Below are 396 nucleotides of genomic sequence, written 5' to 3'. Positions count from 1 at the left end.
CAAGTAGGGTCTGACCTTTCACCACTTGATCGCCTTTATTCACCAGAATATTAACCACAGCACCATCCATTGGTGCACGAATTTTGCCATCTCCGGCAACATCAGCAGCTTCTGGCGCAGCATAGGTCACATTGCGTATCACAATATTGCCGTTATCTCGGTCTAGATAAAGTTGATCACTATCTAATACATACTGCACACGGCGACGAACACCATCAATTAAATAAACTAGGTACTCTGACGTTCTCTCAAGCACATCAATACAAACTGATTGATCACAGAACTGAGCCGTAAATGTATTATTGACAGATGAAAGTAGTAATTGAATTTGCTGATCGACAGTTTGTAATTTTAACGGTAATGGTACACCAAGCCCGGTTTGCCACACTGCAGTAC

1 protein-coding gene is annotated in these 396 nt (G+C 42.2%); it reads right to left on the bottom strand.

The features are described from left to right. The coding region (locus GVJ63_RS22090) for a hypothetical protein (protein WP_200843146.1) at window positions 1–396 on the bottom strand (396 nt) is incomplete at both ends.

It is taken from the genome of Pantoea sp. 18059 (assembly GCF_902706165.1).
GTDB classification, from domain to species: Bacteria; Pseudomonadota; Gammaproteobacteria; order Enterobacterales; family Enterobacteriaceae; genus Pantoea; species Pantoea agglomerans.
This window is presented reverse-complemented; position numbering and strand designations above follow the sequence as displayed.